The 2,270-nt window shown below is 68.8% G+C and carries 3 protein-coding genes; 2 read left to right on the forward strand and 1 reads right to left on the reverse strand.

Going from position 1 to position 2,270, the window contains the following annotated elements; translation table 11 throughout:
• Positions 1–66: 66 nt before the first annotated feature.
• Positions 67–486 (forward strand): HK97 family phage prohead protease, encoded by a 420-nt coding sequence (locus ER13_RS17025; protein WP_035311241.1) that lies wholly within the window; start codon positions 67–69, stop codon positions 484–486.
• 24 nt (positions 487–510) lie between these two features.
• Here the strand turns inward: ER13_RS17025 and ER13_RS17030 are convergent, their stop codons facing one another.
• Entirely contained in the window at positions 511–888 is a 378-nt protein-coding gene (locus tag ER13_RS17030; RefSeq protein ID WP_035311242.1) for a hypothetical protein, read from the reverse strand.
• Between the two features lie 125 nt (positions 889–1,013).
• Between ER13_RS17030 and ER13_RS17035 the strand changes: the two genes are divergently transcribed.
• Positions 1,014–2,240: a phage major capsid protein gene (locus tag ER13_RS17035; RefSeq protein WP_035311244.1), complete on the forward strand. Its 1,227-nt coding sequence runs from the start codon at positions 1,014–1,016 to the stop codon at positions 2,238–2,240.
• Positions 2,241–2,270: the final 30 nt, after the last annotated feature.

Here is a 2,270-nt window from a genome sequence, read left to right on the forward strand (position 1 = left end):
CCCCCGGTCTCCCCTGCGGCTCGCCCCCCCTCCCCCGCAGGGGCGGGGGGGGGGGGGGGGCCACTTTTGATCGAAGGCTACGCCTCCCTGTGGGGCGTGGCCGATCTGAACGGGGACGTGGTGCAGGCGGGGGCGTTTGCGGACAGTCTGGTGAAGACGGGCGCCGAGGGGGTGCGGATGCTGAGCCAGCATGACGCCCGCGCGCCGGTCGGGGTCTGGGACACGATCATCGAGGACGCGCGCGGCCTGTTCGTGCGTGGACGGATCGCGGACTGGTCGCCCGAAGCCCGCTTCGCCGCCGCCTTGAGCCGGGCGGGGGCGATGGACGGGCTGTCGATCGGATACCGCACCGCGCGGGCGCGGCGTCAGGGCCGGCTGCGGGTGCTGAGCGGGGTGGAACTGTGGGAGGTGTCGCTGGTGACGTTTCCCATGCTGCCGGGGGCGCGGTTTACGGCTGTTCAGACCGGACCGTCGTCTCGAAGATGATAGACGTTTCGCGTTTCAGACCCTTCAGTCTTTGGGCGCGGCGGCTTCGATTTCGGTCTGGAGCGCCTGCATCTCGGCGGTGATGGCCTGCATTTCCGCAGTGCATTCGTCGGATGAGATGGTGGCGGCGCGCGGGGACGCCTTGCCCTTGTCATAGGCGTCCAGGAGGAAGGCCGTAGCCGCCTTCTTGGCCGGATCGGTCTCGGCGGCCATCGAGGCGCGGATCTGATCCGCGACTCCGGGCGGGAACTGGCTTTCGCAGGTCCCCAGGGTTTCGAACATGCGGGTCATGCCGGCGAAGACCTTGCTGACCTGCGCGGCCTGTTCAGGCGGCAGGGTGGAGACGTCCGGCGGGGTTTGAAACGCCAGAGCGCCGGAAAAGGCCAGAACAAGACTGAACATGCGTGAAACTCCCCGATCTGACCGGGGCGTAGCACGCTTTTTGACGGGCGGCAGCCGTCAATCACAGGTTTCGGGCGAGCCCGGATCACAAGGCGCCGACGACGGGCGCATTCAACGGAGACATCATGAAAGAGACCAAACAGGCTTCCGGCTCGCCGGAAGCGCAGGCTGTCGTGCGCGAGATGATGGCGGCCTTCGAGGCGTTCAAAGGGGCGAACGACGCCCGGCTGGGCGAGATCGAGAAGAAGGCGGCGGCCGATGTGCTGCTGGAGGAGAAGGTGGCGAGGATCGACCAGGCGGTGGCGTCGGCGCAGGCGCGGCTGGATCGGGTGATGAGCCAGAACCGGCGTCCGACTATCGGCGGCGAGCCGGTCGAGCCGGCGAGCGCGCCGGAGGCGAAGGCGGCGTGGGACGGGTATCTGAAGACGGGCCAGTCTGGCGCCCTGGAGGTCAAGGCGGGGCTGTCGGGCGGGGCGACCTCGGGCGGTTATGTCGTGCCGTATGAGACCGAGCGGGCCATCGAGCGGCGGCTGATGGCGGCCTCGCCGATGCGCGAGATCGCCACGGTGCGGACGGTGGCGGCGGGTGTGTTCCGTAAGCCGGTGTCGACGGCGGGCGTGGCCTGCGGCTGGGTGGCGGAGACCGCCGCGCGGCCGGAGACGGATCCGGCGACCCTGGCCCTGCTGGAGTTCCCCTCGGCCGATCTGTACGCCAATCCGGCGGCGACCCAGGCGTTGCTTGACGACGCCATGGTCGATCTGGACGAATGGCTGGCGGCCGAGGTCGAGGACGCCTTTGCGGCGCAGGAGACCCAGGCCTTCGTCAACGGCGACGGGGTGAACAAGCCCAAGGGCTTCCTGACCTATCCGACCGTGGCGGACACGGATCAGGCGTGGGGGCAGATCGGTTCTGTGGCGTCGGGCGCGGCGGGCGGGTTTGCGCCGACCAGTCCGGCGGACCGGCTGATCGACCTGGTCTATGCGCCCAAGGCCCAGTACCGGCCGAACGGGCGGTTCGTGATGAACCGCAAGACGGTCTCGGCCGTGCGCAAGTTCAAGGACGCGGACGGCAACTACATCTGGCAGCCGGCGACGCGGCTGGGCGAGACGGCGTCGCTGCTGGGCTATCCGGTCACGGAGATCGAGACCATGCCGGACGTGGCGGCCAACAGCCTGTCCATCGCGTTCGGGGACTTCCAGCGGGGGTATCTGATCGTGGATCGGGCGGGGGTGCGGGTGTTGCGCGATCCCTATTCGGCCAAGCCCTATGTGCTGTTCTACACGACCAAGCGGGTCGGGGGCGGGGTGCAGAACTTCGACGCGATCAAGGTGATGAAGTTCAGCGCGGGGTGATCGTGACGCTCGTTTCTCCCTCCCCCTGCG

The organism is Brevundimonas sp. EAKA (assembly GCF_000698025.1).
Lineage (GTDB): Bacteria > Pseudomonadota > Alphaproteobacteria > Caulobacterales > Caulobacteraceae > Brevundimonas > Brevundimonas mediterranea_A.

Coding starts and splice junctions, on each gene's coding strand:
- ER13_RS17030 (WP_035311242.1), bottom strand. CDS start 888: ATGTTCAGTCTTGTTCTGGCCTTTTCCGGCGCTCTGGCGTTTCAAACC.
- ER13_RS17035 (WP_035311244.1), top strand. CDS start 1,014: ATGAAAGAGACCAAACAGGCTTCCGGCTCGCCGGAAGCGCAGGCTGTC.